Annotated in this window: 27 protein-coding genes; 8 read left to right on the forward strand and 19 right to left on the reverse strand. The window is 44.3% G+C overall.

Features of this window, described 5'->3' with window-relative positions; all coding sequences use genetic code 11:
- Positions 1-40 precede the first annotated feature (40 nt).
- Together K5609_RS15830 and K5609_RS15835 are read right to left on the reverse strand one after the other, a co-directional pair.
- Positions 41-247: a hypothetical protein gene (locus tag K5609_RS15830; RefSeq protein ID WP_221074495.1), complete on the reverse strand. Its 207-nt coding sequence runs from the start codon at positions 245-247 to the stop codon at positions 41-43.
- 41 nt (positions 248-288) lie between these two features.
- On the reverse strand, positions 289-642 hold the full coding sequence (locus K5609_RS15835) for a glycine zipper family protein (protein WP_221074496.1): 354 nt from the start codon (positions 640-642) through the stop codon (positions 289-291).
- A gap of 291 nt (positions 643-933) precedes the next feature.
- Here K5609_RS15835 and K5609_RS21870 point away from each other — a divergent pair, with 291 nt between their 5' ends.
- Complete coding sequence (locus K5609_RS21870; RefSeq protein ID WP_281423325.1) at positions 934-1,062, forward strand: hypothetical protein; 129 nt, start codon at positions 934-936, stop codon at positions 1,060-1,062.
- A gap of 72 nt (positions 1,063-1,134) precedes the next feature.
- Here K5609_RS21870 and edd read toward each other — a convergent pair whose 3' ends face one another.
- From edd to K5609_RS15855, 4 genes are read right to left on the reverse strand one after another with little or no spacing between them, the layout of a single operon-like run.
- Positions 1,135-2,940, reverse strand: a complete 1,806-nt coding sequence (edd, locus tag K5609_RS15840) for a phosphogluconate dehydratase (protein WP_221074497.1) — start codon at positions 2,938-2,940, stop codon at positions 1,135-1,137.
- A gap of 7 nt (positions 2,941-2,947) precedes the next feature.
- Entirely contained in the window at positions 2,948-3,478 is a 531-nt protein-coding gene (locus K5609_RS15845; RefSeq protein WP_221074498.1) for a gluconokinase, read from the reverse strand.
- Positions 3,475-5,925, reverse strand: a complete 2,451-nt coding sequence (locus K5609_RS15850; protein ID WP_221074499.1) for a GH36-type glycosyl hydrolase domain-containing protein — start codon at positions 5,923-5,925, stop codon at positions 3,475-3,477. Before K5609_RS15850 ends, K5609_RS15845 begins: the two co-directional genes overlap by 4 nt.
- 4 nt (positions 5,926-5,929) lie before the next feature.
- Entirely contained in the window at positions 5,930-6,955 is a 1,026-nt protein-coding gene (locus K5609_RS15855; protein ID WP_221074500.1) for a LacI family DNA-binding transcriptional regulator, read from the reverse strand.
- Positions 6,956-7,360: 405 nt separating this feature from the next.
- Here K5609_RS15855 and K5609_RS15860 point away from each other — a divergent pair, with 405 nt between their 5' ends.
- The 3 genes from K5609_RS15860 to K5609_RS15870 all read left to right on the forward strand — a co-directional run bounded on the left by K5609_RS15860 (position 7,361) and on the right by K5609_RS15870 (position 10,685).
- On the forward strand, positions 7,361-7,993 hold the full coding sequence (locus K5609_RS15860; protein WP_221074501.1) for a glutathione S-transferase family protein: 633 nt from the start codon (positions 7,361-7,363) through the stop codon (positions 7,991-7,993).
- A gap of 219 nt (positions 7,994-8,212) precedes the next feature.
- The gene (locus K5609_RS15865) at positions 8,213-9,403 is read left to right on the forward strand and encodes a class I SAM-dependent methyltransferase (protein ID WP_221074502.1); all 1,191 of its coding nucleotides are present in this window, start codon (positions 8,213-8,215) and stop codon (positions 9,401-9,403) included.
- 232 nt (positions 9,404-9,635) lie between these two features.
- Positions 9,636-10,685, forward strand: a complete 1,050-nt coding sequence (locus K5609_RS15870) for an alpha/beta hydrolase family protein (protein WP_221074503.1) — start codon at positions 9,636-9,638, stop codon at positions 10,683-10,685.
- 57 nt (positions 10,686-10,742) lie between these two features.
- Here K5609_RS15870 and K5609_RS15875 read toward each other — a convergent pair whose 3' ends face one another.
- From K5609_RS15875 to K5609_RS15885, 3 genes are all read right to left on the reverse strand, one after another.
- On the reverse strand, positions 10,743-10,991 hold the full coding sequence (locus K5609_RS15875) for a hypothetical protein (RefSeq protein ID WP_221074504.1): 249 nt from the start codon (positions 10,989-10,991) through the stop codon (positions 10,743-10,745).
- A gap of 228 nt (positions 10,992-11,219) precedes the next feature.
- On the reverse strand, positions 11,220-11,609 hold the full coding sequence (locus K5609_RS15880) for a CBS domain-containing protein (protein WP_221074505.1): 390 nt from the start codon (positions 11,607-11,609) through the stop codon (positions 11,220-11,222).
- 235 nt (positions 11,610-11,844) lie between these two features.
- The gene (locus K5609_RS15885) at positions 11,845-12,828 is read right to left on the reverse strand and encodes a lipase family protein (RefSeq protein ID WP_221074506.1); all 984 of its coding nucleotides are present in this window, start codon (positions 12,826-12,828) and stop codon (positions 11,845-11,847) included.
- 282 nt (positions 12,829-13,110) lie between these two features.
- On the opposite strand from K5609_RS15885, the gene K5609_RS15890 reads away from it, so the two are divergent.
- Positions 13,111-13,827 (forward strand): hypothetical protein, encoded by a 717-nt coding sequence (locus K5609_RS15890; RefSeq protein ID WP_221074507.1) that lies wholly within the window; start codon positions 13,111-13,113, stop codon positions 13,825-13,827.
- 68 nt (positions 13,828-13,895) lie between these two features.
- Here the strand turns inward: K5609_RS15890 and K5609_RS15895 are convergent, their stop codons facing one another.
- Positions 13,896-14,660: an exodeoxyribonuclease III gene (locus tag K5609_RS15895; protein ID WP_221074508.1), complete on the reverse strand. Its 765-nt coding sequence runs from the start codon at positions 14,658-14,660 to the stop codon at positions 13,896-13,898.
- A gap of 215 nt (positions 14,661-14,875) precedes the next feature.
- Here K5609_RS15895 and K5609_RS15900 point away from each other — a divergent pair, with 215 nt between their 5' ends.
- Positions 14,876-15,085, forward strand: coding sequence for a DUF3892 domain-containing protein (locus K5609_RS15900; RefSeq protein ID WP_221074509.1), 210 nt, complete (start codon positions 14,876-14,878; stop codon positions 15,083-15,085).
- A gap of 58 nt (positions 15,086-15,143) precedes the next feature.
- Here the strand turns inward: K5609_RS15900 and K5609_RS15905 are convergent, their stop codons facing one another.
- From K5609_RS15905 to K5609_RS15935, 7 genes are read right to left on the reverse strand one after another with little or no spacing between them, the layout of a single operon-like run.
- Entirely contained in the window at positions 15,144-16,310 is a 1,167-nt protein-coding gene (locus K5609_RS15905) for a glutathionylspermidine synthase family protein (RefSeq protein WP_221074510.1), read from the reverse strand.
- Between the two features lie 2 nt (positions 16,311-16,312).
- Entirely contained in the window at positions 16,313-16,912 is a 600-nt protein-coding gene (locus K5609_RS15910) for a DUF1190 domain-containing protein (RefSeq protein WP_163130604.1), read from the reverse strand.
- A gap of 8 nt (positions 16,913-16,920) precedes the next feature.
- Positions 16,921-17,334: a DUF350 domain-containing protein gene (locus tag K5609_RS15915; protein WP_221074511.1), complete on the reverse strand. Its 414-nt coding sequence runs from the start codon at positions 17,332-17,334 to the stop codon at positions 16,921-16,923.
- A gap of 11 nt (positions 17,335-17,345) precedes the next feature.
- Positions 17,346-17,993, reverse strand: coding sequence for a YjfK family protein (locus K5609_RS15920; RefSeq protein ID WP_221074512.1), 648 nt, complete (start codon positions 17,991-17,993; stop codon positions 17,346-17,348).
- Positions 17,994-17,998: 5 nt separating this feature from the next.
- Positions 17,999-19,039, reverse strand: a complete 1,041-nt coding sequence (locus K5609_RS15925; protein ID WP_221074513.1) for a potassium channel family protein — start codon at positions 19,037-19,039, stop codon at positions 17,999-18,001.
- Positions 19,040-19,735, reverse strand: coding sequence for a PspA/IM30 family protein (locus tag K5609_RS15930; protein WP_221074514.1), 696 nt, complete (start codon positions 19,733-19,735; stop codon positions 19,040-19,042). It lies immediately after the preceding gene.
- An 11-nt stretch (positions 19,736-19,746) separates the two neighbouring features.
- Positions 19,747-20,136 (reverse strand): DUF2170 family protein, encoded by a 390-nt coding sequence (locus tag K5609_RS15935; RefSeq protein ID WP_163130575.1) that lies wholly within the window; start codon positions 20,134-20,136, stop codon positions 19,747-19,749.
- Between the two features lie 96 nt (positions 20,137-20,232).
- Here K5609_RS15935 and K5609_RS15940 point away from each other — a divergent pair, with 96 nt between their 5' ends.
- On the forward strand, positions 20,233-20,526 hold the full coding sequence (locus K5609_RS15940; protein WP_221074515.1) for a DUF6471 domain-containing protein: 294 nt from the start codon (positions 20,233-20,235) through the stop codon (positions 20,524-20,526).
- Between the two features lie 315 nt (positions 20,527-20,841).
- Entirely contained in the window at positions 20,842-22,416 is a 1,575-nt protein-coding gene (locus tag K5609_RS15945) for a BCCT family transporter (protein ID WP_221074516.1), read from the forward strand.
- Positions 22,417-22,469: 53 nt separating this feature from the next.
- On the opposite strand, the gene K5609_RS15950 is transcribed toward K5609_RS15945, so the two are convergent.
- Together K5609_RS15950 and K5609_RS15955 are read right to left on the reverse strand one after the other, a co-directional pair.
- The gene (locus tag K5609_RS15950; RefSeq protein ID WP_221074517.1) at positions 22,470-23,186 is read right to left on the reverse strand and encodes a 3'-5' exonuclease; all 717 of its coding nucleotides are present in this window, start codon (positions 23,184-23,186) and stop codon (positions 22,470-22,472) included.
- Positions 23,186-25,072, reverse strand: coding sequence for a DUF294 nucleotidyltransferase-like domain-containing protein (locus K5609_RS15955; protein WP_221074518.1), 1,887 nt, complete (start codon positions 25,070-25,072; stop codon positions 23,186-23,188). Before K5609_RS15955 ends, K5609_RS15950 begins: the two co-directional genes overlap by 1 nt.
- Positions 25,073-25,228 lie beyond the last annotated feature (156 nt).

Below are 25,228 nucleotides of genomic sequence, written 5' to 3' on the forward strand. Positions count from 1 at the left end.
TGGTCCGTTTTTTGTTACTAAAGCATCACTAAATAAGCCACTACAACGCCGAGCTAAACTGCAGATATGCCGCTGTTGAATTTTTATGCTGGGCTAAATCAATACCCCATTTCAAGCCTAGTTGGCGGGAAGTTAGCTGCCTAATGCCACCACCATAAATGGTTTGCTGCTCCAGAAACTGCTCCCAATTCGATTTAGCATCAACCAGCAAGTGCAAACCGTGTTTTAGCATCAGAATGCGCGCCACTGACTAAACAGGCTGCTCCTTTAGCCGTCTCAGCGACATAACTATTCGCCGTAAATCCGCTCAGCATCAAACTCGTCTTCTAGCTGCTGTTGGTAAATATCATCTACTACAACATCTTCAACAAATTCACGTTCGTATCGCGCACATTCTTCTTCATCATAAGCACCAGCAATCACTCCAGCCCCTGCGCCTATGGCCGCACCATTGCCAGCATTGCCTACAATAGCCCCCGCTACACCACCAATAATCGCACCATCTACCGCATCAGTAATCACATTACCATCACAGGGATTCGCGCTAACTAACGCAGTATTAAACACACCGAACACTAAAGCGGCCGCCACAAACGCACGTTGTGAAGATGGCTGTTTACGCTGTTTGTTACTCTTTCTCATGAGACTTCTCTTAATCTATTGATTTTTATGGCACAAGTGTGGCGATAAATAAGAGAAATGGAAAATGAGCAGCTTTAAGCTGAGCTTATAGGAATAAATATTTTGCTACATCAACAGCTGAGCACGAACAACTGAAGCACCGAAAAACGATAAGAAAAGGACTACGAAGAACCCAATATCAGTAAATAAAACAGCCTTGGGTGGGCTAAGCGGGACTTGTTGACGTTAATTTATGAATGAAATTGCCGTTTACGCGGTCTAATGTAATGTAGGTAGCAAGAGGTCGCCTTTATGAACAGAATTACTCTTACTATATTGTTATTGATCCCGATAGCCTTGAGCATTGCGGTAGGTATTGAAGTGAGTCATGGAATTCCACTAAACTCGCCGTTAGTTGTGCAGAGTCAAGCTAACGCTTAGCCTCGCACAGCGTGCCGACACAAGCCAAACAATGGTGTTGGCTAAGCCGTTTCACCTTCTTACTAATATTAACTAATCGAACAATACACTAGCGCCATTTTCGGCAGAGCCAATTAAGCGGCGGAATGGTTCAAATAGCTCTCTGCCTGTACCAAAGTGCTGTTGAGTTTTGCTGTCTTGCTCAATCTCTCTCGCACTTAACTGCTGCACATCTAGTTGGCAGTTAAGCGTGCCACTTATTGCATCGAGCTTAATCAAATCTCCATCGCGTAACTTAGCTAATATGCCACCTTTAGCAGTTTCCGGACTTAAATGTAAAGCTGAGGGTATTTTGCCTGAAGCACCCGACAAGCGACCATCAGTTACCAAAGCCACTTTAAAACCTTGTTTCTGAAGGTTACCCAGTATCGGCATCAACTTGTGCAATTCTGGCATGCCATTGGCTGCAGGCCCGTTATAACGAACCACAACAACCACATCTTGATTCAATAGACCTTGTTGGTAAGCCTTTACCACTTGATGCTGGCAATCAAAGATTTTAGCGGGCGCTGTAATTACTTGCTGGCTCACGGCTACCGCGCTGGTTTTAATCACCGCCCTGCCTAGGTTACCGCTGAGTAATTGTAAGCCACCGTTTTCGGCAAACTGATGCTTGTCGGCTGCAATCACGCTGCTATTTAGGCTTTCACTTGCAATGCGCCAACATAACTCGCCATTCTCCAAATAAGGAGATTGTAAGTAATCGCTAAGCTGGCCATAAATGGTATTCGCGTCCATATGCAACAAACCGCGTTGCGCTAACAAACGCAATAAGCAAGGCACTCCACCCGCTTGCTCAAAGGCATTAATATCTGCTGGGCCATTAGGGTACATACTAGAAAGTTGCGGCACTACCTCGGCAAGTTGCGCAAAATCATCCCAATTAATGATAATGCCGGCACAACGGGCAATCGCTATCATATGTAAGGTGTGATTAGTGCTGCCTCCAGAAGCCAACAAAGCCACTAAGCCATTCACAATGGCTCTCTCATCGATAACTTGATACAGCGGGCGATAAGCCGAGCCTCCGCGAGTAATTCCCACCATGTGACTAAGCAAATGTTGATTAAGCCTATCTCTAAGTGCGGTATTCACATTAACAAAGGCGCTACCCGGTAGCATTAAGCCCATGGTTTCAAATACCAACTGATTGGTATTGGCGGTTCCATAAAAAGTGCAGGTGCCGGGCGCATGGTAGGCTTTGTTTTCCATCTGCTGTAGCGCCGCTTTATCCACTTCTCCGGCAGCATGCTGTTGGCGAACCGCCACCTTTTCATCATTGCTAATACCACTGGGCATTGGCCCGCTGGGCATAAAGGCAGTTGGCAAATGGCCAAAAGACAGCGCGCCCATTAACTGCCCTGGTGCAATTTTGTCGCAAACCCCTAATAAGACGCAGGCATCAAACCCTTGATGGCTCAAACCAATGACAGTGCTTTGGGCAATAAGGTCGCGAGAATACAGCGATAAATCCATACCCTCTTGGCCTTGGGTAACGCCATCACACATCGCTGGCACACCTCCAGCAACTTGCGCGCTATGACCAAGTTCAGCCATTTTTTGCTGAATCAACTGAGGGTATTGAGCGTAGGGCTGGTGAGCACTTAACATATCGTTGTAGGCAGTAATAATAGCCAGATTTACTTTGGTAAAATCTAGCAGGCGGTCTTTTTGTTGCTGACCACAGGCAGCAATGGCATGGGCTAAGTTGCCGCAGCTTAAATGCGCCCTTGCGTTCCCCTGCTCAGCTTGTTTTTCCATTCTTTGAACATAAGCGCTCCGTAAGCCTTGGCTGCGCGCAATAATGTTTTGGGTAACGTGTTTGATAGTGCGATTCATTTCAACCTCAATTAAGCGCGGGCTTGCGACTAATACTATTAATACAACGTGCTAGTACCTGCTCTAGGTTAGCGTCAATTTCAATCGGAATAACATCAGCTTCAGCAGCAGTAGGGGCCTCTAAGGTGGCAAATTGGCTAGCTAATAAGTGCTGTGGCATAAAATGATTACTGCGCCGCTCTAGCCTTTGCTGAATTAGCGTTTGCTTGCCTTTTAAGTAGATAAACACCACTTTATTGCTTACTTGGCGCAATAGATCTCGGTAAGATTTCTTTAAGGCAGAACAAACAATGACTACCATTTTTCGTTGCTGGCTAATAGCATCAGCTTTAGCCACTATGCTCGCTAGCCAAGGCTTACGGTCCTCATCATCTAGCGCAAGGCCACTGCGCATCTTTTCTATGTTGCTTTGAGGGTGTAGCGCATCTCCGTCAATAAACTCAGCTTGCAGGTAGTTTGCCAGCCCCTCACCAATGCTAGACTTACCACAGCCAGACACCCCCATAACAAAGTAAACCGTTCCCTGATTAGTATTCATACTAAGGCACTCTTTGCTTCTGCTGCTTTAGCTGGGTTCACCTTGTCTTCAAGTGCTTGTGTCACACTTATTTGGTAGCGCTCGCCAGCCTCAAAGCCACTAAACAGCAACTGTTTATCGGCCTGCTGAGTAATGGTTATCTTGGCTTCTTCGGCGCTCATTAGCTGTTTCGCGCGTAAGGGCTGAGAGCTGCTAGCATTAACTTGTTGGTATTCAATACTAAAAACCGCTCCTCTAAACTCTCGAACCACCGAGGCTTTTTGCCAATCACTTGGCAGTTGCGGCCGAAGCAGCAAGCCCTGTGGCGTACCGCGTAGGCCAAACAGCTGCTCAACCACTAATTGGTAATACCAAGCGCAAGTACCAGTATTAAACAAGTTACTAGAGCGCCCAGCAGTGCGTGGATACTGGTAATAAGCGCCACGATAGTAGTTAGGTAAATAAATTGGCAATTGCCCACGCACTTTCAATTCGTCTGCGGCATTGCTTGGCAGCATTTTGCGCAATACATGAAATGCGAGCTCCCCTTCTTCACAGGCATACAAAGAAGCCGCGTAAAACGCTGCTGCATGGTTATACACCGAGCCATTTTCGGCACTGCCTGGCCACTTTTGAGTAACTCGACCAACGTCATCGCGCATTTCGGTAAAGGCAGGCGCACTCATCATTACGCCAAACGGCGTGTCTAACTGTTCATCAATGGCCTGCAGCATCTGTTTTTTTTGCTCATTACTGGCAGCTCCACATAACATTGCCCAGCTCTGGGCATTGAGAAATATTCGCCCTTCTTTATCGCTGCTTATGCCAAATAACTTCCCTGCATCGGTAATGCCGCGCCCATACCATGCGCCATCCCAAAAATAGTGATTAATGCGCTGATTCAATTGTTCTGCATATTGGCTAAAGGCTTGGGCTAAGGCGGCTTCGCCTAGGTGCTCACACACTGGCACCCACAGCTGTAAGGCATAAGAAATGGCTTCGGCTAACCACCCCGACACGCCCTTGCCTTGATAGCCCACCATGTTCATTGGGTCGCACCAATCCCCCTGGGCGATATAAGGCAAACCGCGTTCATCTTTGGCTTCACATAAAAATTGCATCGCCTTGCTCACATGCTCAAATACACTTTGCTCGAGTGGGTTATCCGCCCAACAAAGCCTAAGTTGTAGCAAGCTATAGTCGTTGGTTTCTTGAAGATAGGCGTTTAACACAATGGCTAGCCAAACCGGATGGTCGGTATGGGGCACTTGGTTAATGTACTTAAGCTCCGCCTGTTCACTTAATAAAATACCGTCGGGCATCTCACCTGAGAACTTTTGCTGTTTTAGCGCGGTTAGCAATGCCTGTTTACAAGCTTCTGGTTTGAGGTAAACCATGCCCATGGCATCTTGCAAATAGTTACGGGTTTGAGGATCAGTTGTTAAACGCTGACTATCACCATGATAAAACACCTGCCTAGGCAGCCAATGGTTAACAAAGTGATTAAACTGCTGATCGGGTGTCTCTATGGAAATACAGCCTTTGGCCTGAGCAAAGTAAGCTTCGCTAGCTTGGCGTTGTGGCTCTAGCTCGGCGTACAAATACTGCTGGTTGAGTTGCTTAATTTCGGCCTTATCTTTCGCCGGCCCAAAACTAAGATTAAGCACATCGCTACCATCGGCCGGTAAATTATATTGAAACTGCATAATCGCCGCTGGCAGCTCATAATGCGCTTCGCCATTATGTAAGTTTCCACCTTGCTGCAAAGCACTGGGGTTATGTAAACCACCCTCTCCTTCAAAAGCCTGTTGCGAGACTTCATAGAAATCTGGCAGTCGGCTGGCAGACAAAAAGGTAAGATCTTTGAAGTGCTGATTGTTGAAATAATCAGTGACTTTTTGGTAAGGAGTTACACTACTGCAAACAATCGCATTAAGCTCAGCATCATATTGTCCGCCCATATTCATCCACGAGGCATAACCCACTGGGAAATAGGGTATTAAAGAAATGTCTCGGCGCTGCGAGCTTAGGTTTCGCAAAGTGACTTGCCAACTCTCTAGCACTGCATCAACTGCAAGGCTAAGCCTTATGCTTAGTTCTATATCAAGCTTTTCTACCACCCAGCGAATGTCAGCCAAGCCCGGCTCAAAAGCAAAGCGGTCTAACTCCACTTTCATAGGCTCATAGGGAGCAGAAAACATCTCTCCAGTTTGATTGTCTCGCAAGTAGAAAAAACGACCAGGGTGATGACTAAAATAAGGCTGCTCCGGCTGCATAAAGCTTTGCCCAGCTAAGTTAGGCACATGAGCATATTTGCGAGGTTCGGGATCCATATATTGGCTAACCGCAAAGCCACGACAGTTCATGTGCAACATCATCTTTTTGTTCCACAAATAAGCCGCGCTGTTTGGCGCAATACAAGGGTCTTCTAAGTGATAACGTGTTCCATCTTCTATAAACTTCGCCATAAGCTTAGCCTTCTTTAATCTTAAGATGCGGGGATGCTTGAGTGCTCGCTCGCGCAATAAAACGCGGCTCAGACACGCTGGGAATAGAGAGTGTTAAGTCGTAAGCTAAATTGAGTACTTGCCTGCTAGCGGCTGTCGCCATTTGCTTGATAGGAATGGCAATCGTGCTAAGAGGTGGTGAGGCAACTGCGGCAAAATCAACATCATCGTAGCCCAATACCGAAACCTGCTGCGGCACCTTTATGCCAGCCCCCTGCAAAATTGATAAAGCCACTAAGGCAACTTTGTCGCTACCACAAAACAGTGCATCAAAAGGCAACTGTTTATCCAGTAGCTGCTGTACTGCAAACTGGCTAGTGGCAAAATCAAAGCTTCCTTCAATACACAATTCCGGGTTAATCGGCCGGCCTTGGCGGGCTAGTTCATCCACAAAACCTTGCTGGCGCTGCTGCGCATCTTGGGCACTTAAACGACCGCTAATACAGGCGATATTGTTATGGCCTAGCGCCAACAAGCTGTTTGCTGCCAAACAACCACCTGCATAATGATCAACACTAAAAGACTGCTTCGACAATAAATCGGTGGAGTGGTTAATAAATACCAGCGGCGGATAATTAGCTTGAGCAATCAGCAGATCTGAAATGGCGATTTCTGGGCACACCATCAGCACCCCATCGCAATCACGATTAATTAAATAGTCTAAGTGCTGCAGATATTCTTCATTACTGTTTGCTTCTTCAGCATTGGCAATAATTAGGTGTTTGTCGTGCAAGCGCAGCTCAAACTCTATGGCTTGTAATATGTGCTGATAAAAAGGGCCGGACAATGAGGGTAACCAAACACCAATAATGTTGGAGCGCTGAGTAGATAAAGCCCGAGCAAGACTGTTCGGCCGATAGTTAAGCTGCTGCATGGCTTCGCTTACTTTTAGCTCAGCCTTGGCAGACACTCCGCCCTTGCCAGCTAAGCAGCGAGATACGGTTCCCACACCTACTTGCGCCAACTTAGCCACATCTTTAATCGTTGCCATCGTTTCCAATATTGCTAACCCGCCATAACACCAGCATGGTCGCCAAAGCTTAGATGCTCAAGCTTTAAACAAGCAAAACGGAACCGATTCCAAATTACTATGAAACCAAGCTTGAATTAGCTCTTTAGTTTCACAGCAGCCCTTCAAAACGCTGACAAATTGCCAACAACAAAAGCTCGCGTAGTCGCGTTCAAACAACTACTTTATACCAATCACACTAAGTAAGTGCTCAGAAAAAACGCAGGAAAAATACTCGAGAATAAGGCAGGATTTTTAGATAAGTAGTTATTCTACAATCAAAAATTCTAACGCAGTTATCGAGTATTTTAACCAGATAGTATGAACAGTTATTTAGTACGATTGGTATTATACAATGCTTGCTAATGCTGAATAGGAACAGTTTGAATGATTACTTTGTATGGCTCGCCACGCACTCGCTCTTTGCGCGTATCGTGGATGCTGGAAGAGTTACAACTTGAATGGAATTATCACTACCTTAACCTTCAAGCTGGTGAACACCACAGCGATGAATACTTAAGCATTAATCCCTGCGGTAAAGTGCCTGCATTAAAAGATGGCGAGCTAGTCTTTAATGAATCTGCCGCTATTTGCCTTTATTTAGCTGAAAAATACGGCCCGCAATTTTTGCCCACCCCAGGTAGCGACCAAGCTGCCCTGCACCACCGCTGGGTAAGCTTTACCATTTGTGAATTAGAACAAGCACTTTGGAGTATGGGCAAACACCGTTTTGCTTTACCTGAAGAGCTACGCGTGCCAGAAATGCTAGAAACCGCTACTTGGGAATTTAACAAAGCGGCTGCCATTGCCGAACAATGGGTGCCAGAACAAGGTTATTTGTTGGGCGAGCAATTTACAGTTGCCGATATACTGCTGTGCCACACCTTAAACTGGGCAATGGCGTTTCAGCAGCAACTTCCCACAAAACTCATGGCCTATCGCAAGCGCACTAGCCAACGCTCGGCCTTAAATAAGGGCTTAGAAAAAGAGATGAATAGCAAAGCCATGAGTAAACTCTAGGGACTGTTTATCTTTCGCGGTTAATTTTGTTCGTGAAAGATAAACAGCCCCTAGACCACCAGACAAAATTCACTCACTAAATAGCCAAGCTTCTGCTTGGCTTTTTCATCGCCTAATAAACCGAGTAAACCTGCCAACGAGTAATAAAGCCAGACTATACTTGGGTTTTGCTAAGCATGGCGCTTATAATGCGCGGCATTAATCATTAGGAAGCAGAACATGAGCGGCATCATCACCCTTAAGGCCAAGCGCGACAAAGCTTTGTTACGTCGTCACCCTTGGATTTTTTCAAACGGCATTCACAAAGTATCGGGCAAGCCACTTTCTGGCGAAACCGTAGAAGTTTACAGCGCCGAAGGGAAATACTTGGCTACTGCTGCCTACTCGCCAGAATCGCAAATTAGAGCGCGAGTTTGGAGCTTTGATCAGCTGCAAGATATTGATAAGCAGTTTTTTATTGACCGCTTAGAAGATGCTCAAGCGGCTCGACAAATTCTCGGTGAGTTTGCCGATACCAATGCTTATCGTTTAGTTGCTGGTGAAAACGATGGCCTACCAGGCATCACCATTGATCGCTATGCAAATGTATTGGTATTGCAGCTGCTAAGTGCTGGAGCAGAGTTTCAGCGTACTAACCTTATTGAAGCGCTAAAACACTGCTTCCCAGATGATGTTATCTACGAACGCTCAGACGTAGATGTTCGCAAAAAAGAAGGTTTAGCTCCTCAACAAGGGTTGATTCATGGTGAGCTACCCGCTCAACCAATGGAAATAAATGAAAACGGTTTGCGCCTACTCATTAACGTGGAAACCGGCCATAAAACCGGTTACTACCTTGATCAACGTAATAACCGCAAACTGGTTGGCCAGCTCGCCAAGGGCAAAAAAATACTTAACTGTTTTTGTTACACCGGCGGCTTTGGCACCTATGCCTTGGCTGGCGGCGCTAAAAAGGTAGTCAACGTAGATGTCTCTGACGCCGCGTTAGAGATAGCCGCCAAAAACGTTGAATTAAACGACTTAGACACTAGCAAAATAACCCAGCTAAATGCCGATGTATTTAAGCAGCTGCGCGCCTACCGCGACTGTGATGAGCAGTTCGACATGATAGTGCTAGACCCACCAAAATTTGTTGATAGTAAAGCCAGTTTAAACCGCGCTAGCCGAGGTTATAAAGATATCAACATGCTAGCGATGCAGATGTTACGTCCTGGTGGAATATTGCTGACTTACTCCTGTTCTGGCCTTATGCCAACGAGTTTGTTTCAAAAAATCGTGGCCGATGCAGCCATTGATGCCAAACGAGAGATGCAGTTTCTTAAAACCCTAGAGCAAGCCGAAGATCACCCAGTTGGCGGCCCCTATCCAGAAGGTCACTACCTGAAAGGCTTTTTGTGTAGAGTTAAATAACTCTAGCCTCTTAACGCTTCAAAGACGCTGCTTTTGCAGCGTTTTTTTATTCTATCAACATATCTCGCTAAGCAAGTCTCACTAGCCATATTTCGCTACAAACGCTGACATATCCGCCACGGATTAAACAAGAAGACGACAGTTCTATACAAAAGATTTAGCGTATTAGTTTCATAATAAGTTTCACTAACTTAATGTAGGCAGCTAAGCGCTTAACAAGGGACATTAAAGCATGAGCAGATCAACGATTTATCGCTATGGTTTGTTACTCCTCTTCGTTGGAGTGGTGTTTTCCTGCTTGGATGATTCACCTCGAGTTAATGAAAAGAAAATTAGTTTCCCCTCCGGTGAGCTTAAGATAAGTGGCTCACTAATTACTCCCACCAATCTTCCAGGCCCTTACCCAGTTGTTGTGCTAATACACGGCGACGGTGCGATGCCTTATGATGCCTATGGCTATTACAAACCGATATGGACCGAGTTTGCCAAACGAGGCATTGCTACTTTAAGTTGGGATAAACCCGGTGTTGGCGGTTCAAGTGGAAACTGGTTAGAGTATTCTATGGAAGAGCGAGCGGAGATTGTAAGAAATGCAATAAGCTACCTACGCACGCAAAATGCCGTTATCGACCAGCAACACATCGGTTTAATGGGCTTTAGTCAAGCTGGCTGGGTACTGCCTAAAATAAGCAATCAACAGCAACAAGTTGATTTCGCTGTGTTTGTAGGTACTGCGATTAACTGGTTGCGCCAAGGCCAATACCACCGCAGCATCAGTAATGGTACTGGCAGTAATCCAGAATTCTATAAAACGCTACCTGATTCCTTGCTCACTCAAGCAGTAAAACAAAACTTGTCTTTCGCAGCTTACCAAAACGCACACCAAGATATGCTCACAAACGATCCCAACTTTAATGAGGGCTTGTTTACTGATGAAGCTCGTTACGGTTTTATCGCAAAAAACTGGATGAATGACGCAAGCTCAGAGTTAAGCCAAATAGACATTCCTATTCTCGCAGCTTTTGGACAAGACGATCTTAATGTAGATATCAACGATAGCATTTACCATTATCGCCAAGCCTTCGCCCATAACGACCCGGAGCTGCTAAGTATTAAGCCGTTTTCTGGAGCCAGTCATGGGCTATTGCAATCCTGGTTTTGGAATACTCAAAGCCCTGGAATCGCGCATATCTTAATGATTGAGTTTTTTGGCAAAAGCATGTTTGCCGACAACTCGCTTGACCAAATTGCGACTTGGGTGGAGCGCCAAGTTCAACACTAACGACTTAAGTCACTAGGCCTTAATCGCTGCATACTAAATCTTAAGGTCAGCATTAAATTAAATCACTTTAAACACCACTCGCTCATTGTCTTCAATATCTTCTATTTCGAGGATCACCCCAGAACTATCACGATTTAGCAGCGACGCTTTGAGGGTTGCCAAGCTATCGGCGTCATCGGAGAAATAAGCAGCCAATTTAGGCGGTAAGCATTTAAACAAAGTTTTTGCGATATATATGGGCAAATTGACCGAGTCAGAAAGGCTTCCGGTATCTAGCTGATAAGTTTCTATTCTTAATTTTTTCATACAGTCGCTTCCTTAGTGACTAACTACCATTGCTAACTAAAGCAACATCCATAAGAGATTTGAAATTAAACCATCCACAAGCCTTAGTGATAAAGAAATCACTAACAACTCTATAATAGTCAAAATTTTTATGAGCAGCTTGAAATGTATGAAACTAATTGCAGTGTTTACCCATAGCTATACAGGCAACAACAAGGATAGGAACTCTCTCAATCATAACTAGAGTAACTAGATAGACTCTGTTTTTAAGAAAGCACTTAATACATCAGAGGCAGAGATAATGCCAACACAGGCCGAACCTTCGGTAACAATAAGGTGATGGATTTTTTCATAACTCATAATTTCTGCGGCTTGCTGAATACTAATATCAGGCGCAACCTCTATCACCCGATGTGTACACAATTCCCAAGCATGTTCCAACTTTGGATTAGCTCGCTGCGTACTAAAGTGCACTAAATCACTTGCACTAATTACACCAAAAATGGCCCCGTCAGGGCTAAATACTGGAACACAACAAAGCTTGTTGTCATCTAATACTTGGCATACTTTTTCAACCGAATCGTCCAGCGCAACTCCGATTACATTGGTTTCCATGAAGCTGCTAATTTGAGTGCTCATTAGATTCCTCCTTAGCATTTAGTTCTCTAACCAAAAGGTTATTGATACTTTAATAGTAGTTGGATTTAATGCCTTAGGTGGCCACTCTAGTGTAAATGAGGCTCTAGCTTGTTGAAGATCAATATTGCTTAAACGAGCACACACATAGGCTGGCGATTAGGCTTGGTTATGCGGGTGAGCAGCCAGTGGTAACTAAGCGCCCTTATTTACCCCAACCACTAGCACCAACGTGATTTTACTCTGGTAAGTTATTCCAAAGCTTTACGCAGTAATAGATGGGCATGTGATCGGTAAAACTAATTTTACTGTCGGCTTGCCACTGTTTAAGGTTATCTCGCCATTCTTTGAATGACTCAAGTAAGTGCTGGTTTATCTCGGTAAGATCAACACTCAAGCTCTTACGCCGTTGTTCTTGAGCTTTAAAAGTATTAACAATAAGCGCTTTGTACTCGGTAGGGCTCTTTTCCGGTCGTTGGTAATCTATTTGCTGATTGCTGTGAATGTAAACCAGCTCGCCAACATCCTCAAAACCAAAGCTTATCGCGGGCAAATTAGGCGGTAACATCGGGATAGGATCTTTAGCGTGTTCTACTCGCCAAATAGGCCGGTGATTAATCTGCTCGATAAATTGTTGATTACCGACTCTGGGAGAACCATAAATATATAAACCCATTGCTTGTGGCACTTTAGCAAAACATAAGCTTGCTAAAGCACCACCCAAGCTATGGCCGGTAAGCCAAATGGGGCGGTCTGGGAAGTCTACTATCTGCTGCTCAATAAACTGCTGTAAGCCTTGCTCGCCACTCCAAACTTCGTCGAGCGCTTTGGCAAAGCCTTGATGTACTTTTCCACCTTCTGCAAAAGCTACAGGCATGCTGTCTAAATCTGTTTTTAACTCGTATAAGGCAGACAAAGATTTAAGCTCTGTGCCGCGAAAGGCAATAATTAAGGCTTCTTGATTACCGGCTGCCATGCATTCGGTGCCGGTGCCCTCAAAAAAAGTAAACTGCTCAAAACCAGCTAGTTTAAAAGCCATACGAGCAAAACCAGGGTGACAATAAGCAAGCAGTGAACATTCGGCCAACCACCAAGCATTTACCTCTGAGAACTCGGTATTGTTGGGCTGAAACGGATATTGATTAGCGCCTTCAAAATAAAGGTAATTCATATCGGGCGGAACAATGTCGTAGTTTTTGGCTTCGGGGATTGGCTTCTTCATGGCTAAAGCTGCTACTGTTAAGCGAACGATTAGCTTAACGCATTTACTAGGGGCTGTTGACCTTTCGAGCTGATTTTTGCGGCTTATATATACAAGGCAAAAGCTTTAATGTGTAGCAAGCCTAAATGAGAAGCTGAAAACGCCTTAGAAATAAGCCACAAACGCTGCCCGAAGGCTTCGGCTAAAACAGTAACACTCGCCTAGTTTTGAGTTACAAACGTAAGTTTGGCGGTGACTATCAGTATATAAAACTTAGCTAACAATAAAATTGGAGAACAAGTAATGGCAATGATTGCTGGCAAAATCCGCCTTATTGCAACAATGGCTTTGAGCTCATTATTGTTAGCATGTGTACCTACCATTCAAACCGTTTACCTCACACCACAAGTGCAAGGGAAGGTAGTGTTATTTACCCCAGGTGAGAGCACTAACTTTAGCCCTTTAAGTGGTATTACTGCTTACCACCCTTCTTCACCGGAAGCGGCGACACAATCCAATCAGCAAGGTGAATTTCTACTGGAGGCAAGCAGTACGGTGGAAGCCAGTTTATTGATGCCAGGGCACTCATTAAATTACTACCCAGTAACAGTACAAACCGAAACATTTAGTTATACAGTGTTAGCGCAAGCCTCAACTAAGATGTTAGATCTAGAAACTGTTAAGCTAAGCAGTGTAGTTGTTAGCGATGAACTCGAAGGTAAACAGCTGTTAGCTGATTCTGGCCCAAACGCACTTAAGTACTGTAATCTGAATTCGGTTAAACAGCTGCGCAGAGAACAAGCTGTTCATCAACTGATAAAGCAATACTATCCAGCGCCAGAGCGACTTGAACAGCCCGTGCTTAGCTATATCAAAGACCAACAGCAACAAACTTTAATGTGGTTAGAATACGTAAAGCGCTCATGCAATTGGGAGGATGAAGACGGCTACCCTCGCTACCGTGATATGAAAGACGCTCGCGAGTATTTTGCTAAATTAGAAACAAGCTTGCTCAACTAAAGCGTCAAGTAAAAACAAAAACGCTGCTTATAATAAGCAGCGTTTTTATTTAGTTCGGGGGGGGGAAATTAAACCGCGACATCCACTTGCACAGGGCAATGATCAGAGCCCATAACATCATTCAAAATGTCAGCATCACTAACTTGAGCAGCAAAGACTTCACTCACCAAGAAGTAATCAATTCTCCAGCCAATGTTTCGGCCACGTGCGCCAGCTCGGTAACTCCACCAGCTGTATTTAACCTCATCCTGTTTCTTTAAGCGGAAGGTATCAACAAAACCAGCAGCGGTTAAATTATCAATGCCGTCAATTTCTGCCTGCATATAGCCAGCGCTTTTGTTGTAGTTAGGTTTTGGACGGGCTAAGTCGATGTCTTTGTGAGCAACGTTTAAATCACCACAAACTAATACCGGTTTACGCTCTTCTAAAGCTTTTAGATACGCTAAGAAGTCGGCGTCCCACTGTTGACGGTATTCTAGGCGTTTTAGTTCACTGCCTGAGTTAGGGGTATATACCGTTACCAAGATGAATTGCTCGTATTCTGCAGCAATCACCCGACCTTCTTGGTCGTGCTCTTCAATGCCCATGTCATATTCAACATTTATTGGCTGTTGCTTGCTTAAAATGGCAGTGCCTGAGTAGCCTTTTTTTACCGCAGAGTTGCTGTAAATATGGTAGCCCTCAAGTTCATTTAAGGCCTCTACCACCTGATCGTCTTGTGCTTTGGTTTCTTGTAGACACAAGATATCAGTTTGCATTGATTCCAACGACGCCATGAAGTCTTTTTTCATCACAGCTCTAATGCCATTTACGTTCCACGATACTAAACGCATTCGCCCTTCCTTCAGAAAGTAAAAAAGTGGTGTTCAATAGCTGCCAAACAACAGCGCACTGAATCAAATAAGGCAAGTATTGTAGCAGGCTTGAAGCAAATGAAACAAAACATTCAATAGCTAAGGACGATTAAAAACACAAAACCAATAGGTTGGCATGAGTGAGTATTTTATAATCAAGTGGTGGCTAAACCACAATACAATGAGGATGAAATATGGCTAAGAACATTAATGGTAACAAAGATGGCACTAATGGTGAAAACCAATCCTATACAATTCGTGGCCGCGGAGTAGTCTCTCGCTCTAAGCTAGTACAAGAAATCAATGCTGGGCGACATCCCGATTTCCATGTGATCGATGTAAATGGACAAAAATTCGCTAGAGCAAACAGAGACTGCAGCACTAATAACAATATAGACAAGTAGCAAGAGACCGGAAATGGATTTCCCTTTTCTATATTACTGCTTGAACCTGAATAATATCCTACAAAATAATATGTGGTAGGTAGCGGCTCATATCTTGGGTTACCAAACTACTATCTTCACGAATAGAGATGCCTGCTGCTTGGTCGTCCACCAGCCAACTGCCGATTAGGGTAAAGTTATCGCCATAGCGTGGTAGCTCATGCAGGGCTTGGTATATGTAGCCTTCTTCACCATAAGGGCCATGAGTATTGGCTATTTTTTCTTCGCCGCGCAGTATTGAAATATTGGCACCCTCACGGGAGAAGATAGGCTTCTTAACAATTCCTGCACTAAAGTTGGCTTGCGAAAGTTGGTCTTCGAAAAATGACGGCAGCAAGTTAGGATGGTTAGGAAACATTTTCCACAACATTGGCAATAAAGCCTTATTAGAAATAATGCTTTTCCAGGCAGGCTCTAACCAACGTATATTTTGCTTACCTAAGCTGTCACCAAACTCTTCATCAAACATAAACTCCCACGGATAGAGTTTAAACATCCAAGTGATGACTTCATCGTTTAGGTTGGTAAAGCGTTTCTCGGCGTCGATACCGATATCTTCGACAAACACAAATTTGGTATCTAAGCCCGCCGCTATCGCACAATCCTCCATGTATTGCACGGTGCCGCGATCCTCATCGGTATCTTTACAACAAGCAAAGTGCAACTCCCTACCTGGGGTCAAGTACTGTAAATCGCTAAAGCGATTTACCAGCTTTTCTTGCAGGCTATTAAACTGATCACTGGCTGGACTTAATACGCCTTGGTCAACGTTGTCTTTTAGCCACAACCATTGCCAAAAACCACTTTCGTATACCGATGTAGGCGTGTCAGCATTATTTTCGTATAACTTAGCGTCACCTTTGCCGTCGTAACAAAAGTCTAAACGCGAGTACAGACAAGGCTCGCCGTTCAACCAAGACTGACGAACAAAATCCCAGTGTTTTTCTGGAATACAAAAACGGCGCATTAACTGTTCGTCACGCACTACTTTGTCCACTACTTCAAGACACATTTGATGTATCTCTTCGGTAGGAGCTTCTATGCCGTTTTCAATTTGCTCTAGAGAAAACTGATAATAGGCCGACTCGTCCCAGTACTTGTCGCCGTACATGGTGTGGTAGTTAAAACCATATTCTTTGGCTTGCTGCTGCCAGTTTAGTCGTTCTTTTATCGGTACTCGTAACACGCTTAACCGCCCCAGCTAGATTTAGAGCCACCCCAAGATGACTTAGCCGAGGCTTTTGCACCAAATCCGCCACGAGACACGGTTCTGCTTACCGTTGCCTTAGGTTTATAAGCTGACTGATTAACCTTGTAACCATTTTGTCCGGCTTTACCAATCACAGAACCATCGGCAGTGATAATAGAATCACGATACGAGGAACCACGTTGATTATATTTATATACCGATGACGGGCGGTTGGTATCCATCATACGGCCGAACAAGTAACCGTACATAATCGGTGTAAAAATACCATTACTGTTAGCTCGACAACCTTCGTAACCAAAAGCTTCTTCACAATCTTGGCGGCTATTATATTTAGGCGCAGTGCGGGCTGCTTCGGCTTCGGCATTTTGGTAGACAGCAACACACTGTTGCTCGTTGAATGTAGTTTTAGTAACGCAATCGTCCACCGACTCAATCACAATTGCGTCGTCTTGAGGTTCAGAACAAGCGCTCAGTATCGCGGTAGATACCGCAATTACCAAAGGTTTAACAATAAACGAAGGCCTAGTCGCGGGTAACTTACGCATTACAGCTAAGTTAATAAACTTAGAACGTTTCATAAGGCCTCCTAGTAGGTCATGCAGGCTGCATTTAATAAACCTACCGACACACTGGTAGCAGCTAGCATAATACCTGCGCTAACTTCGTTAGCTTCAATGCGTGACACAATGCCCGGGATAAATACAAAACGCACAATCACAAAGGCAGCAATTTGCGCGATTAAAGCAATAGTGCCCCATAAGGTGAAATCAACAAACGAAATTGAGTTACTGGCAGCACCAGCTAAGGCTAATGCGAAACCAAGTACTGCACCACCAAAGGCTATCGCGGCGCTGGTATTTTTACCTTCTTTAATTAGCTTCCACTCATCATGTGGCGTAACTCGCACATAAATCACTTTAAATAGCATTAAGAAAACGATTGAAGCAGCAAAGTAAATCGCAAAGTTAGCTACTGCTATGAGTAAATCCGACTGTTCCATTTTCTGGTCCTTTATCCGTGAATTGTAATTTGAGTTGGTGATACGGTCATGCCGGTACTAATAACTAAACAACGCTCTAAAGCGTTGTTATTTACTACTTCTTCGGCAGACAAAAATAACGATTCCATTTCACCATTGTCCAGCTCTCGCTCAAACAGCATGGTGAATTGATCGGTAGTAGAAAAATCCGTGTTGTCTTGGTAGGTTTTTTCTTCCATATGTACTGGATTGTGGTACTCAGTGGTAGACGTCCATACTCGTTGATAGGTATGCCCTTCCAACTGATAGCTACTAGCGCCTATTTTGTTATTCAGCAACTGCTCCCACTCAGCTTGATTAGCAATGTCTAAGGTGTCGTAGTAATGAAACATTTTTACGTCAACTACGTCTTCTTCACCGCTGCCATTTGCAACCACCTGCAGAAAACCTTCGTCATCGGTGTAAAAGCGGTACAAAGTTGTCCCGTCTAAATCAACAATGCCTGCAGACTGAATAATTTGGGTAGCGGCTACTTTGCTCACTACCATATCAGCCATCACTAACCTAAGCGCTAAGGCGTCTAGCTCAAAGCTTCCGCCTAACTTAAGCCCCATCACATTGGGTGTTCCCGCATACTTATCTGTTTCGGGTTTATTTCTTTTGAACAAAGACTTAAACATGATGCTTATCCATTTTTAAAGTTAAAACACTCAGCGTCACTTAAGCGCCGCTCGGCAATGTAATACAACGAGTCGGCCTGATGCAGCTGAGTATCTAAACTGGGATTTAACTGTAGCTGGCTATCTCCGGCAGCTTTAAAACCGATAATAGTGGCTTGTAAATTTTCTTTAAAGTGACGAAATACCGCGGCAAACTCAATTGATGCAGAGCCTGAATACTGTACCGAATATTGGGTCATACCATGGGTGGTATCCAATAGCTGCTGATGAACTTGCGCAGAGCCAGGATCCATTGCCGAACGCGCCAGCATTTCAACCGTTACCGAGGGAATCACTTCTACCTTAGGGCAATGGCTGCGCAATAGTTCAGCGACGGTTTGGTCTTTCAGATAGGCGGTTTTGTGGCAACTGGGGTTGAGCTTAGCGCAGTACAATGCACAGGTTAGCGTGACATCATCTTGGTCGGTATCGATAATAATCCGACTAGCTTCCGCCAAATTAGTCCGCGCCATTGTTTCCGCATGAGAATATGAATCAACCTGAGCAAACTCTATTTGCCCGGGTAAGGGATTTTCTATCTCGCTATCTACACACAATAGAATTGAGTCTGAAGAGCCATTGGTAGACGCCTTAAGCAACTCAATTAAACGCAGTGTTCTATTGCCATTCCAACCAATAATAACGGTATGATTTGATAGTTTCAGCATGCGATGGCCTCGCGCTCCTTTGGTGTAGATGTCGTTGATGATAAATCCGGCTTTAGTCACCACTATTGCAAAAATACTGATGCCAATGGGGATTACCCACATGCTAACAATAAGTCGCCCTAAGGGAGTTGACGGGCCAAAATCGCCGTAACCTACTGTAGAAGCGGTAACGACCATCCAATAAAGAAAGGTTTCACTGTTGATGAGGTCATGCTCGCCTACCAGCATTAAACTGAAGTAGGAAATTAGCACATAAAATAGCACCGAGAGGGCTATTGCGGTGCCATTAGCACGAAAAAAAAGCGCCGAAAATATTCGGCGCACTTTATAAAGCAGCACTTATTTTGCCTGTTTTTGGGCCAGTATCTGCTTAAGCTTATCACTACCTGAAGATTGACCGCCAGACTCAATGCCCGCTTGCTTCAATTTTGCGTCTAAACTGCTACCGCTATCTTCAGCTGCTAACTCTTCGGCTGCCGATAATTCAGCACTGCGTAGCGCTTGTTTTTCTTTAATTCGCTCTAAGCTATCTAAAGCCGTTTTCACTTTAGAGTTAGCGCCTACATGGTGCGAAGAACCGGCAACTTGGGCTTTTTGCAAAGACTCAGTGGCTTTTACTTGGTCAATTTGAATACCTAAACGCTTAACGCTAGCTTTAGCAGTCGCGATATTCGCTTTAAGCGAGGTTTCGGTGCTTAGATAGCTATTGTAAATCTCTTGTTCGGTGGCTAGTTGCACTTCTAAATTCGCTACTCGCTCGGCACATTCTAAAGCTAATGCTTCATCATTTTTCTCACTGGCCGCAACCGCATGGTTGGTGTAAGTGTCGATATCTGAAGTTAAGCTTTCTACCTTAGTTTGCGCCAACTTACGTTTAGCCATAATAGTAGTAAGGTTACGATCACAGGCTTCAAGCTCTGATTTAGCATCGCGCATTTCTTGATCTAAGATACGCATAGATTGGCTATCTGCCACTGCTTCCAAACCTTCATTGGTTGCACCTCGAAGTGCATTCCAAATTCGTTTCAAGCTCATACTGTTCTCTCCTACTGGGTAAACTCGCTGTACAATTCGACAAATTCACTAACATTTGAATATAGCGTTTCTATCTCTTCTATTACTACTTCGTCTAGGCTCTTAGTGGATAAAGCACCAAAAGCGATGTAGTAATCTTGATCACCAATATGCTTAATGCCAATAGCTGATAAAGGTAATAAGTGATGAGTGCGTAAAATCAAGGCATTCAGTTTGGCGCTATCAGTTACGACCTCGCAGCCAAATAGCACAACTTCAATAAGCATTTGTTGCTCGCCAATGTATGCAAAGGCATCAATGCCTTCGTCATTGGTGATACACAAACAGCCACCGTCATTATCTACTGTCCAATCAGGATGAGCCTTAGCAAGTAATTCAAGTGATGCTGAATTCCACGACATAACGTTTCCTTGAGTGTTAGTTATAGCTAACAAATATAGCAAGTTTGACTCCTGTGTCAACGTTTACTAACATTCGTTACAAGTTATAAAAAAGTAATGAGTGCCCAAAGAGCAATGAACCCAGAACAGAGTATTAGAAATCGACAAGCCTTGCAGCCTTATAAAGACAGTATTAAGCGATATATCCGTTCTGCGATGCAACTAAAAGGGGTTCAATATAAATATCTGTCTGATGAATTGGCCAAACGAAACATTGAAATGAAAGAGGGCAATCTTCGCAGTAAAGTCTATGCAGGCACCCTACCCACAGACCTCTTTATTATTTTGGTAGAAATATTGGATATGCCAGAACATGCACTTAGCGACATAATTGCTAATAAAAACAAATAAGCGTTGAGCATTTTATCGCCTTTCTAGGCAGCTTGATCATGGCTAAAGTTCATTAAACCTTCACAAAGCCTATTTCCCTATGTATTCATAGCTTAGGCAAACGATGAATATCGCCTCTATACTGGCAACTCCTCTAACAAGATAGCCATACCGTCTTCTGCAATACATGATTAAAACCTACCATCAATAATTTCTTGTCTATGATCTAGAGAGTAATAGAGGCTCTTATTGTCTTTAGAATAAGCGGCAAGTTACCGTAAAATAACGTAAACTACGTTTACAAAATCGCATGGACGTTGTGCTAATTGAGGATAAATGACTACCAACAAAGATAAATACAGTATTGATAATACAGATTACACTGTCGGACAAGATAATGTTCAGAAATGGGGCTTTGATGTACATAACCCAGTTTTTGGCATTAGCGCATCTTTAATCGGGGTGTTCTTGATCGCCATACTACTGGTTGACCCAGAAACATCTAAAGCCGCACTAGATGGAATAAAGTGGCAAATCATCGGCGCATTTGATGGCCTATTTATGTGGTCAGCCAACATATTTGTGGTGTTCTGCTTAGCCATGATTGTTTCTCCCTTCGGCAAAATTCGCCTCGGCGGTGAAAACGCTAAAACCGACTATTCAATGATGTCGTGGATAGCCATGCTATTTGCTGCAGGCATGGGCATTGGCCTAATGTTTTGGGGAGTTGCTGAACCCGTTGCTTACTTCACCGGTTGGTACGAGACCCCACTTAACGTTACCGCCAATACGCCAGAAGCCGCTAAATTAGCGCTAGGTGCCACCATGTTCCACTGGGGTCTGCACCCTTGGGCTATCTATGGTGTGGTTTCTTTATCACTGGCTTTTTTTGCCTTTAACAAAGGCCTACCGCTTTCTATGCGTTCGGTGTTTTACCCAATTTTAGGTGACCGCACTTGGGGCTGGCCAGGACACGTTGTAGATATTCTAGCGGTGCTTGCCACGTTATTTGGTTTGGCCACATCTTTAGGTTTAGGTGCGCAACAAGCAGCCAGTGGCTTCCACCATATATTTGGTGCCGATAACGGTTTATTGCTACAAATTGGCATCATCTTTTTGGTGACCTTACTGGCGGTAGTGTCGGTTGTTCGTGGTATTGATGGTGGTGTAAAAGTCATTAGTAATGTGAACATGTTGCTTGCTGCAGCATTGTTGGTATTTGTTGCCTTAGTGACTTTTGCGGTATCTATGGGCACTGTGCCAACTACTGTTATGGGTTACATCGAAAACATTATTCCACTAAGTAACCCTATAGGTCGTGAAGACTCAGCATGGATGCACGGCTGGACTGTGTTCTACTGGGCATGGTGGATTTCTTGGTCCCCATTTGTAGGCATGTTCATTGCGCGTATTTCTCGCGGCCGTACTATTCGTGAATTTGTTATCGCGGTACTTATTGTACCTACCGTAGTAACAACCCTTTGGATGTCAGTATTTGGTGGCGTTGCGATTGATCAAATTGTGAATAAAGTGGGTACCTTAGGCGAACAAGGCCTAACTGACGTCCCCCTAGCGATGTTTCAAATGTTTGATGCCCTACCAATGGGCAGCATTCTATCTTTACTGGCCATTGTTTTAGTATTGGTATTCTTTGTGACCTCTTCGGACTCAGGTTCGCTGGTTATCGATAGTATTACTTCGGGCGGTAAAGTGGATGCTCCGGTTCCTCAACGAGTATTTTGGGCAACCATTGAAGGCGCAATTGCTGCGGCTCTTGTGTGGGTTGGCGGCACCGAAGCGATTCAAGCGCTGCAGGCTGGCGCTATATCTACGGCCTTGCCATTCACCATAATATTACTGGTGATGTGTGTGAGCTTGTTTATGGGCCTTCGCACCGAGAAACGTAGCTAAGGCTTAAACGCCTAGCCACAATAAGCCGAGTAAGCTAACGCTACTCGGCTTTTTTATAACCACAGTTTATTGATAGGGGTATCGGGGCTAAAGTGATAATGAATCTGCGCTTGTAATAGCTCCGCAGTTGCAATGGCGTCAGTAAGCGCGTCGTGTGGCGGGTAATCGGGCAAATTATAGCGGCTTCGAGAATTAGCTAAACGAATTGACACCGGCTTGGGTTTTCGTATCCAATCCATCATCTTTTTCGGTCGAGCTTCTAGTATGTCGGCCTCTATTTGCATGGTATCGACGATCGGGAAAATTATCCCTTCATTGATTAAACCGCGCAGGGTTTCATACAAAAAATCACGCTCAATTCTACGGTAATGCACCACCACCACTTTACCGGCTAGCTCATCTAATAATTGCTCCAAAATACGTAATAAACTGGGTGCACCTTTTAGATCTGAGTGAGTAATACCATGAATCACTATCGAGTCTTCTTGTAGCTTATCTTCGGGCGTTACAAACCAGTGCTTAGCCTGCCTACAAGCAATACGTTGCAGGGTGAATGGCACTAAACCGATGCTAATAATGCTATTTTTCTTGGCATCCAAACCGGTGGTTTCAAAGTCTAAGGCAACAAACTCAATATCTTTTAGCTTGGTTTCAGCATGGTAAGTACTGGCATTGTAAAAATTGCTTAAGCGCTTATCTTTGCTCTCTGAGGCCTTAATTTTGAGAAAGGCCTTCCAGTTTAAAACTTCTTGATGAGTAATATTAGGCATTAGCTATTCTGCATACTATTGGCGGTGTAACGGAACTTTAGAAAGTTTTGCGCACTGCTAAGTACCAAAAACGCATCCTTAAGATTGCGGCGCTCAAAATCCGACATGTTCTCTGGCTCTATGTTGTTATCCGGTTCTTGGTCAGATTCAATATCTAAGGCTTGGTGGCGGATCCGCACCAAAGAAATAAACTCCATGGCATGCTGTAGATCCTTGCCTTTAGAAGAAGGCAAAATACCCGCCTCGATAATGTCTTCTAAGCGGTCAAAAGAGTTCTGCGATTGCGAGCCAATAGCTAAACCATGCACACGAATTAAGTCCGCCAAGGGAGCAGTCCCGCGACGTTTTAAGTTGATTGAGTTTCTATGTCGGCCATCTTTTTCCATCACAAAGTCTTTAAAAAACCCTAATGGCGGTGTGCGATTCAAGGCATTTCGGGCTAAACAAGCTAAAAAGCGATTATTCTTTTTGGCTTTTCGCAAGATAAACGCATTTAACTGCTCAGCCCATTTAGGGCGACCGAACACTCCATATAAATCAAAGAATATGGAGCAGTTAAGTAAGGCTTGCGGGTTGGGGTTATCTATCCAATCGGCAAAGCATTCTTCCCACTGGCTTTGAGTTTTACGGTACTCAGGATTAGTGGCCATAATCTCGCCGCTACAATAGGTGTAACCACAAGCCGCTAAGCCATCACATACATAAGTCGCCAGTTCCTCAAAGTACTTACCATGCAAGTCTTCTTGATACTCGTTACTCAAAATAATCGCATTATCTTGGTCGGTAACAATTAGCTGCTCGTCTCGCGCCATTGAGCCAAGCGCTAAAAAGCAGTATGGCACCGGCGGCGGGCCAAGTTTTTCTTCGGCCAACTCTAACAGCCGCTGCTTAAAGCTTCTGCCAATTTCCGACATGGCTCGGCCAATCATGTGTGAATTGGCGTCTTCGTGAATCATCCGCACAAAACAATCTTTAGTTTGATGCGACAGTAGAATAAGATCATCAATACTGTTTTGCTGGAAAATACTGCTTACTATCAGCAAGCTGTTTTTTGATTCATAACGGATCAGGTCTGTGACTTCAATGAGTCCAATTGGTCGCTTGTTTTTAAGAATAGGCAGGTGATGCACGTTGTAACGCAACATCATTAACATTGCTTCAAAGATATAGGCATTGTGGTCGAGGGAAACCAGCTCGGTAGACATCACCTCATCCACTTGGGTATCTACATCCAAGCCCTGAGCAATCACTTTGGCGCACAAATCACGCTGGGTAATAATGCCCACAAAGCTTTCACCACCTTCGTCATCCAAGCTTAGATCTTTAATCAGCGCAGCCGAAACATTCTCTTCCGACATAACCATGGCTACGTCTTTAATCGAAGTGCTAGAGGCTAACATCACCGGCGCACCACTCAATATGGTTTTCACCTTAGACGTGGTGAGTGAGTTGGCATCTTCACTATTGTCTTCAACGGCTTGTTGCAGGCGAATACTGCCTTCAACTTCTACAAAATCAGCAAAAACCTCGTAGCGTTCGCATAGGTCTTCAAAGATGGTTTCAGGAATACAATACAGCAGCGTGTCTTTAACCGCCTTTGCGGGAAAGCGCACTTTATTGCTGGTTAGCAGCCCCATTTGACCAAACAGGCCACCTTGATCGAGGCGATTATATAACTCTCCAGTTCGGCGATATATTTCCACCACCCCACTACGGATCATGAACAAATCATGAATTCTGTCGCCAAACTCAATGATCATGCTATCGGCGCGATAGTAGGAAATTTCGACACTTTTAGAGACCTCAATCAACACTTCGTCTGGCAACTGATCAAACGGTGGGTATTGGCAGATGAAATTACGAATCTCAAGCAGTTCGACGGTCATAGGTACTCGATGTTGAAGAGGGGTTTGTAGCTTAAGCTCTAGTATATGGTATCTGTTAGATAGTTGCAGTTAAGCGGGAGCGCTAAGTATTAAAATTTAATGGCTTATCGCATTAACCATTCACTTACTGCTGGCCATAACTTTCTAAGCTCGCTA

This window comes from Agarivorans aestuarii (genome assembly GCF_019670125.1).
GTDB lineage: Bacteria > Pseudomonadota > Gammaproteobacteria > Enterobacterales > Celerinatantimonadaceae > Agarivorans > Agarivorans aestuarii.

Excerpts from the sequence above, each read along its gene's own strand:
- K5609_RS15835 (WP_221074496.1), bottom strand. The coding sequence starts at position 642 with ATGAGAAAGAGTAACAAACAGCGTAAACAGCCATCTTCACAACGTGCG.
- K5609_RS21870 (WP_281423325.1), top strand. The coding sequence starts at position 934 with ATGAACAGAATTACTCTTACTATATTGTTATTGATCCCGATAGCCTTG.
- edd (WP_221074497.1), bottom strand. The coding sequence starts at position 2,940 with ATGAATCGCACTATCAAACACGTTACCCAAAACATTATTGCGCGCAGC.
- K5609_RS15845 (WP_221074498.1), bottom strand. The coding sequence starts at position 3,478 with ATGAATACTAATCAGGGAACGGTTTACTTTGTTATGGGGGTGTCTGGC.
- K5609_RS15850 (WP_221074499.1), bottom strand. The coding sequence starts at position 5,925 with ATGGCGAAGTTTATAGAAGATGGAACACGTTATCACTTAGAAGACCCT.
- K5609_RS15855 (WP_221074500.1), bottom strand. The coding sequence starts at position 6,955 with ATGGCAACGATTAAAGATGTGGCTAAGTTGGCGCAAGTAGGTGTGGGA.
- K5609_RS15860 (WP_221074501.1), top strand. The coding sequence starts at position 7,361 with ATGATTACTTTGTATGGCTCGCCACGCACTCGCTCTTTGCGCGTATCG.
- K5609_RS15865 (WP_221074502.1), top strand. The coding sequence starts at position 8,213 with ATGAGCGGCATCATCACCCTTAAGGCCAAGCGCGACAAAGCTTTGTTA.
- K5609_RS15870 (WP_221074503.1), top strand. The coding sequence starts at position 9,636 with ATGAGCAGATCAACGATTTATCGCTATGGTTTGTTACTCCTCTTCGTT.
- K5609_RS15875 (WP_221074504.1), bottom strand. The coding sequence starts at position 10,991 with ATGAAAAAATTAAGAATAGAAACTTATCAGCTAGATACCGGAAGCCTT.
- K5609_RS15880 (WP_221074505.1), bottom strand. The coding sequence starts at position 11,609 with ATGAGCACTCAAATTAGCAGCTTCATGGAAACCAATGTAATCGGAGTT.
- K5609_RS15885 (WP_221074506.1), bottom strand. The coding sequence starts at position 12,828 with ATGAAGAAGCCAATCCCCGAAGCCAAAAACTACGACATTGTTCCGCCC.
- K5609_RS15890 (WP_221074507.1), top strand. The coding sequence starts at position 13,111 with ATGGCAATGATTGCTGGCAAAATCCGCCTTATTGCAACAATGGCTTTG.
- K5609_RS15895 (WP_221074508.1), bottom strand. The coding sequence starts at position 14,660 with ATGCGTTTAGTATCGTGGAACGTAAATGGCATTAGAGCTGTGATGAAA.
- K5609_RS15900 (WP_221074509.1), top strand. The coding sequence starts at position 14,876 with ATGGCTAAGAACATTAATGGTAACAAAGATGGCACTAATGGTGAAAAC.
- K5609_RS15910 (WP_163130604.1), bottom strand. The coding sequence starts at position 16,912 with ATGAAACGTTCTAAGTTTATTAACTTAGCTGTAATGCGTAAGTTACCC.
- K5609_RS15915 (WP_221074511.1), bottom strand. The coding sequence starts at position 17,334 with ATGGAACAGTCGGATTTACTCATAGCAGTAGCTAACTTTGCGATTTAC.
- K5609_RS15920 (WP_221074512.1), bottom strand. The coding sequence starts at position 17,993 with ATGTTTAAGTCTTTGTTCAAAAGAAATAAACCCGAAACAGATAAGTAT.
- K5609_RS15930 (WP_221074514.1), bottom strand. The coding sequence starts at position 19,735 with ATGAGCTTGAAACGAATTTGGAATGCACTTCGAGGTGCAACCAATGAA.
- K5609_RS15935 (WP_163130575.1), bottom strand. The coding sequence starts at position 20,136 with ATGTCGTGGAATTCAGCATCACTTGAATTACTTGCTAAGGCTCATCCT.
- K5609_RS15940 (WP_221074515.1), top strand. The coding sequence starts at position 20,233 with ATGAGTGCCCAAAGAGCAATGAACCCAGAACAGAGTATTAGAAATCGA.
- K5609_RS15945 (WP_221074516.1), top strand. The coding sequence starts at position 20,842 with ATGACTACCAACAAAGATAAATACAGTATTGATAATACAGATTACACT.
- K5609_RS15950 (WP_221074517.1), bottom strand. The coding sequence starts at position 23,186 with ATGCCTAATATTACTCATCAAGAAGTTTTAAACTGGAAGGCCTTTCTC.
- K5609_RS15955 (WP_221074518.1), bottom strand. The coding sequence starts at position 25,072 with ATGACCGTCGAACTGCTTGAGATTCGTAATTTCATCTGCCAATACCCA.